General features: G+C 35.5%; 7 protein-coding genes. 5 read left to right on the forward strand and 2 right to left on the reverse strand.

Going from position 1 to position 6,303, the window contains the following annotated elements:
• Window positions 1-143 precede the first annotated feature (143 nt).
• Window positions 144-1,061, forward strand: coding sequence for an aromatic amino acid DMT transporter YddG (yddG, locus tag HUN22_RS04285; RefSeq protein ID WP_174726644.1), 918 nt, complete (start codon window positions 144-146; stop codon window positions 1,059-1,061).
• A gap of 41 nt (window positions 1,062-1,102) precedes the next feature.
• On the opposite strand, the gene HUN22_RS04290 is transcribed toward yddG, so the two are convergent.
• On the reverse strand, window positions 1,103-2,176 hold the full coding sequence (locus HUN22_RS04290) for an alpha/beta hydrolase (RefSeq protein ID WP_174726645.1): 1,074 nt from the start codon (window positions 2,174-2,176) through the stop codon (window positions 1,103-1,105).
• 229 nt (window positions 2,177-2,405) lie between these two features.
• On the opposite strand from HUN22_RS04290, the gene HUN22_RS04295 reads away from it, so the two are divergent.
• Window positions 2,406-2,837 (forward strand): SRPBCC family protein, encoded by a 432-nt coding sequence (locus HUN22_RS04295; protein ID WP_174726646.1) that lies wholly within the window; start codon window positions 2,406-2,408, stop codon window positions 2,835-2,837.
• Between the two features lie 359 nt (window positions 2,838-3,196).
• The gene (locus HUN22_RS04300) at window positions 3,197-3,430 is read left to right on the forward strand and encodes a hypothetical protein (RefSeq protein WP_174726647.1); all 234 of its coding nucleotides are present in this window, start codon (window positions 3,197-3,199) and stop codon (window positions 3,428-3,430) included.
• Between the two features lie 39 nt (window positions 3,431-3,469).
• Here the strand turns inward: HUN22_RS04300 and HUN22_RS04305 are convergent, their stop codons facing one another.
• Window positions 3,470-4,036 (reverse strand): TetR/AcrR family transcriptional regulator, encoded by a 567-nt coding sequence (locus HUN22_RS04305; RefSeq protein ID WP_174726648.1) that lies wholly within the window; start codon window positions 4,034-4,036, stop codon window positions 3,470-3,472.
• A gap of 441 nt (window positions 4,037-4,477) precedes the next feature.
• Between HUN22_RS04305 and HUN22_RS04310 the strand changes: the two genes are divergently transcribed.
• Window positions 4,478-4,987, forward strand: coding sequence for a helix-turn-helix domain-containing protein (locus HUN22_RS04310; RefSeq protein ID WP_174726649.1), 510 nt, complete (start codon window positions 4,478-4,480; stop codon window positions 4,985-4,987).
• Window positions 4,988-5,019: 32 nt separating this feature from the next.
• The gene (locus HUN22_RS04315) at window positions 5,020-5,865 is read left to right on the forward strand and encodes an IS3 family transposase (RefSeq protein ID WP_368074573.1); all 846 of its coding nucleotides are present in this window, start codon (window positions 5,020-5,022) and stop codon (window positions 5,863-5,865) included.
• The last annotated feature ends 438 nt before the right edge of the window (window positions 5,866-6,303 follow it).

A 6,303-nucleotide genomic window follows, 5' to 3' on the forward strand; every position in this document is an offset into this window, starting at 1 on the left:
AACATAGCAGATTCAACCAATCAATAAATTTAATTGTTTATATTTTATATAATTTGTCCTATATTCCTTATCTTGAAAATTTACTCCTTTCATTAGCATAGCTTAATCTTTTACCATTTTTTAACCGTTATTTACTGAATTTTATGTCAAAAAATCTAGCAACATTGATTGGTTTAAGCGCCATTCTCATGTGGGCATCTCTGGTCGGTCTGATGAAGCAAGTCAGTGCCGCCATTGGTCCTGAGCTAGGTGTTACGCTTGTTTATTCCTTCAGTGCGCTACTGTTGCTTGCTATTTTCAAAGTTCCAAACTTTAAGCAGATCTCTAAAAAATATTTAATATTTGGCACCATTCTGTTCGTGGCTTACGAGGTGTGCTTTTCATTTGCGATTGCTTATTCCGAAACAGCCCAACAAGCAATTGAAGTTAGCATTGTTAACTATCTGTGGCCGAGTTTAACGGTTTTGGCTTTTGTTATTTTTAAGGAATTAAAGTTTAATTTTCTTATTATTCTTGGCTTACTTATTTCAATTTCCGGCATTGTTTTTATTCAAACTGGAAGCGGTGATTTTAGTCTACGTAGCATTGTTGATAATTTTCATAGCAATCCTTTGAGCTATATTTTGGCATTTATAGGTGCCATTATTTGGGCTTTTTACTGTGTACTCACTAAAAAAATGAGTAATGGGCAAAACCCGATCTCTATTTTCTTTGTTGGTGTCGCGCTCACTCTATGGCTCAAACTGCTTCTGTCGGGGCAATTTGCTATTCCCTCAATGGATATTCCTACAGTCATCACCCTTTTAGTCGCATCTGCGGCCATTGGTTTTGGCTATGCGGCATGGAACATTGGCATCATTCATGGAAACACCACCATGCTTGTGGTGGCCTCTTATTTCACTCCTATTATTTCGTCTATTTTGGCAATGTTTATTTTACAAACTCAATTATCTTTGAGTTTTTGGCAAGGAACAGCCATGGTTACGGCCGGTTCATTTATTTGCTGGATTTCAACCAACTGGTCTGTGATTCAGCCTTTCCTCAAAAAAATTACGAAATAAAAACCATAACTAGGAAAATTAAAACGAGTCACAATTACTCGTTATTTCACTGTAGTGCTGTAAAAGCTATCAATCGCATCAACCATTTGAGATAAGCCCGGTTGCTCTAGAGGGTAATGCCCTGCATTTTCCAATATTACGGTTTTTACAGCTACCTTCTGAATACGGCTAAGAAATGGTGTACTTAAATCAAGTGGGGTCCAAAGGTCTTTTTCAGGTTGAGTTAACAAGACTGGGCCCACATCAAACTCTTCAGGCGTCACTTCTGGTTTGTAATGTATATATGAGTCTAAAAATATGAGTGAAACCGAGTTGCCAGCCGAGGTTTTATCTTTCATAAAGACCTTTAAAGCCTCTTTATTATTCACCAAAGTGCTCATTTTACTTGTCCAGCTCATTGGTATCCGCATTGAGGCCAGAGGAGTTTTTGCCATTAAATGTGCAATTGGTGTCCCTACTCGACTCATAAATAAATTCCTTGCCACAGTGTCTTTAACCTTCTGGCTACTTGTATCAAGAAAGGTCATACCTACAATTGCTTTCACCTTTTTATTCTTTGCGGCAACGTGATAAGTGAGCATTCCACCCGCGCTTAAGCCATAAAGCACAATCGGACGACTATCTTTTGCTAATTCAATATCAATTAAATCACTACCAACCTGTACCCAATCGTTATAGCTAATAACCTTTCCTTTGCTAACTTGAGTGACACCATAGCCAGGCATATCAACAGCAATTGTTTCATATCCCCGATTTGCTAATGGTTTACCTAAAATCATCGACATTTGTCGGCCATTCGTACCTACACCATGAAATAAAATCACTTTAATTTTTGCATTTGGATTTCGATAAGTATCTAAATGGATGTTATTACCATTCCAAGCCCACCATTCTTCTTTGGGTAATTGGTCTTTAGGAATATGAAATTCTTGAGGAAGAAATTCTTGAATTTGTTGCCAAGCGGCTTGATTTTGATAATCCATTACCGAATCTCCTGATTTTATTTCTTTAGCGGCAGATGCACTTGTGATACAAACCACAAACCCTATTACGCTTAATTTACTGATTAAATACCGCATAACACCTGCGGGCTTTGTTGGTTGAACAGTATTCATTTTTGTTGTACTCGTTCTTATCCCAAAAATAGATATTAGGTGCTTAAGCTTAAATTCACTATGTTAACTTAAGACATAAATTTTTCTATTTAGGTCAATTGACAGCTTCAGCTTCTGATTGATGAGTACTCAAAACTCCGACGAAGAAGAATTCCCCCATTACCCAAAGCATGCTAATATCCAAATTCTGACAATTGTCCATGTCAAAATAATTTCTAGAGGGAATAAGATGTTAAAAACTCAAAAAATCAACATCATACAAGAATTTAATGCACCTGTAGACAAGGTGTTTGCGACCTTGAGTGAGCATGAAAATTTAAGTAAACTTTTCGCTCCTGCTAAAGTGACTCGCATTAGCAACGGAAAAGACGCTCGTAATGGTGTTGGCTCTGCTCGTAAAATGTCTATTCCTCTGACCCCTTCATTTGTAGAAACAAATTTAGTCTATAAAGAAAATGAACTGATTGAGTACGCAATCACGAGTGGTATTAGCCCAATCAAAGCCCACCGTGGTGTAATGAAGTTTACGGACTTGGGAAATAACCGTACTCGTTTAGATTACACCATTAGCTTCAAAGGTCGCGTTCCTTTTATTGGCCCAATTATTAAGGCAGCCTTACAAAATGGCGTGAGCCGTGGGCTTAAAAAACTTAAGTTTTAATGACCATTTAAACCCGTAAAAGGCCCGCTCAAGGGCTTTTTATTTGACTACAAAAACAAAAGCCGACTCGTTAAAGTCAGCTTAATTCTACGGTTCGAGAAAATTGCTTAAGTAGTTCTTATCCGTGGCAATCTTCTATCTTTTTTCTTTTTCTATAATTAATTTATACCTTACACATTACAATTTGATTAAAAAATAATCATAAAAACAAAATGTTTGAGACTCATTTAACACTATTAGAAATTAATGATATTAAATTATCACTAATGCAAAAAGTGCATATCAATCACATCTTTTTAATTTTTGTAAAGTTCAGTATGCTGAAATGACTTATTAACACATAGAAAATAACCAATACAATGGAACATCAGAGTTTGTTACAGGAATTAAATTCGCTTATTGAATATTATTCCAGAAGAACAGATTGTCCACCTACCAGAATTCGTATAGGTTACAGAGCCTATGCCAAACTCATGCAGAATCCAAAATTTGCTGACGAAGTGTCAAACTCTGCTTTAGATCCCAACAAACGTAAATATAAAAAATTGAAAATCAAAGTTACAAAAGATGATGATCAATTAGAGCTCGAATAAATAAAAAAGCCCAATCACGGGCTTTTTTATTTTTAAGGTTTAAGTTGAATGCTCAGATAGCATAAATAAAAAGTAATCTAGTAATTTATACCGTTCATCTATGCTATTGGCACTTAACAGCTGGACCATTGCTCCATCAATTGCAAATAGAAACATGTTCGCATCTTTTATTGAGGCGGTAGTTTTGATAGTAAGAAGTAGCTTATAAATCTCATTTATAAGCCAGTTCCTATAATCAACAACCACCCGATAAGCCGTTGCATAGCACTTTTCAATTTCAAAAATTGCTTTAAATGGCAAACGGTAAAACCCTTCTAAATTGGCATGTAAAAAGTAAATTTGCTTGAGTTTATCGAACACCATAAGTTCGCTATATGAATTGATAATTGAAAGGACTTTTACTTTGAGCGCATCCGTTTGGAAGGTTAAACACATCTCGATGAGTCGTGCTTTTGAATGGAAGATGTTATAGAAAGTCGCTTTGGGAATTTTGGCCTCAGCAATAATTCGGTCAACCCCCACCGTGTTAAACCCATCTTGAGTAAATAAATCTTTTGCCGTGTGCAGCACTCGTAGTGCTCTAAATGAAGATTCTAAATTGTTCATGTATACCGCTTAAAATAATTTTTTGTTGTATCTAAAAGAGATAGAAATGCCGTCACTCTTAAAATGAGTGCTAAAAACAGGCATGCAAAAGCGGCACAAGAGGTGTGCTCACCTATCTCGGTTTTATTGTTGCTATGATTTTTTAGTCGTAACGATTTAAGGTCATAAAAACCTACAAACGGTTAAAGCGTTTTAAAGACCAGTTAGGCGGTATGTGTAGAGAGAGTTTGGCAAAGGCCAAAAATTGAGAAGAATTAGTACGCATAGCGGACTCCTTTGGCTATAAAAGAAGTTTCACCGCATTACTGCTAAATAATGGTGGTGAAACGAAAGAGGGTTAGCAGACTGGAGCCAAAGAATCCAGCACACCCGAGGGTGTCCCCCTTCCGTTCTGAACTGCACCCCATAAGTTAGACTTTTTCAACTTAAAAGGTGCATACCATGCCAGTTCCAAAGCATTCAAAAGAGTTAAAATTAAAAGTCATTCAAGCTTATTTAGATGGGAGTAAAGGTTATAAAGTCCTTTCACAAGAATTTAATGTAGATCTCCAAACAGTCCGGCTATGGATTGAAAATTATAAGGCACAAGGTGAAGATGGCCTTAATGTCAAATTTCAAAAGACTTATTATTCTCCAGAATTTAAAATCAAGGCTATACAAATGCTTCTTGATAAGGTACCTGTAAGAGAAGTTAGAAGACGATTAAATCTGAGCGGGACGTCAATTTTAAGAAGGTGGCTAGCTCAGTATCATAAAGAAGGGATTGCTGGGTTTAATACAACGAGGATTTATACCAATATGGTTAAACAAGATAAAACTAAAATAACCAAGCCTATAAAAGATGACAAAGATAAATCTCAGCAAGAGCTCATTGATGAAGTGACCGCTTTACGAGCAGAGGTGGCCTTTTTAACAAAGCTAAAAGCCTTAAAACTGAAGCAACGTACTTAAATTCAATTTCTACTGCAGATAGTGTTCAAGTTATTTCAGAATTAAGGCAAATTTATCCTTTAAAGCTACTACTCAACATTGCCAAGATCGCTCGTAGTACTTATTTCTATCACATGAAAGCTCTACGCTCTAATGATAAATATACTGAGCTAAAACAGCAGATTAAGCTCATATATCACAAGCATAAAGGGTGTTATGGCTATCGTAGAATCACCCTTGCTTTAAAAAATGTAGGAATAATCATCAACCATAAGTGTGTATATCGCCTCATGAAATCTATGGGGCTCAAATCACGTATTAGAGCACTAAAATATCGTTCACATAAAAGTGGCTGTGTAGGAACGATAGCTGATAATGTTTTACAAAGGCAATTTAAAGCAAATCGCCCAAATCAAAAATGGGCAACTGATGTGACGGAATTCAATTTAAAAGGTGAAAAACTTTATCTATCACCAATTATAGATTTATTTAATGGGGAAATTATTACCTTCCAAATCCAACGTAAACTCAATTATGAGTTAGTCAAAGATATGGTAATTCATGCTTTAGCTAAACTTAAACAACATGAAAAACCAATACTTCACTCAGATCAAGGTTGGCAATATCAAATGGCTCATTATCAGCAGCAATTAAAGCAACATGATTTAATCCAAAGTATGTCTCGTAAGGGAAATTGTTTGGATAATGCTGTAATCGAAAGCTTCTTTGGAATATTAAAATCGGAATGCTTTCATGGTGAAAAATTTCAATCAATTGATGAATTAGAGAAAACTATACGAGAATATATTCATTATTATAATCATGAGAGAATCAAGGTGAAGCTACAAGGTTTATCCCCTGTACAATATAGAAATCAGTTTTTAAAACTGTCTAATTAACTGTCCAACTTTATGGGGTCAGATCATTCCACCGCAAAGGGGGCACACAGGGATTTCCACAAAAAAGTTAGACTTTTTCGTGTACTTTGGCTGATGGTCTGCTAAAACCAACTGGCAATGTAGGCCAGCCCGCAAAGGATAGTATTCACTCTTGTTGGCGTCAAGCGTGGGAAATGACAATCGTATTAAAGTAGAGCGGTTGGAGAAATTAAAAAGCCATTACAATATGAATAATGGCTTAGTAGAATATCTAAAGATAAATTGAATAATTTATTTTTAATTTATAAAAAAATTTTTTAGATCCTTGTAAGTATGATAAGTATCTAATTCGCTCGTATCAATAGTCAGCCTTAAATATTGTTCAATTTCTGTAGCCGAAAAATTTATTTTAAATTTATTAAATAAATATAAACTTAATAATTCAGTAATATCATGCCC

Source organism: Acinetobacter lactucae, assembly GCF_013344765.1.
GTDB classification, from domain to species: Bacteria; Pseudomonadota; Gammaproteobacteria; order Pseudomonadales; family Moraxellaceae; genus Acinetobacter; species Acinetobacter lactucae_A.

Coding starts and splice junctions, on each gene's coding strand:
- yddG (WP_174726644.1), top strand. CDS start 144: ATGTCAAAAAATCTAGCAACATTGATTGGTTTAAGCGCCATTCTCATG.
- HUN22_RS04290 (WP_174726645.1), bottom strand. CDS start 2,176: ATGAATACTGTTCAACCAACAAAGCCCGCAGGTGTTATGCGGTATTTA.
- HUN22_RS04295 (WP_174726646.1), top strand. CDS start 2,406: ATGTTAAAAACTCAAAAAATCAACATCATACAAGAATTTAATGCACCT.
- HUN22_RS04300 (WP_174726647.1), top strand. CDS start 3,197: ATGGAACATCAGAGTTTGTTACAGGAATTAAATTCGCTTATTGAATAT.
- HUN22_RS04305 (WP_174726648.1), bottom strand. CDS start 4,036: ATGAACAATTTAGAATCTTCATTTAGAGCACTACGAGTGCTGCACACG.
- HUN22_RS04310 (WP_174726649.1), top strand. CDS start 4,478: ATGCCAGTTCCAAAGCATTCAAAAGAGTTAAAATTAAAAGTCATTCAA.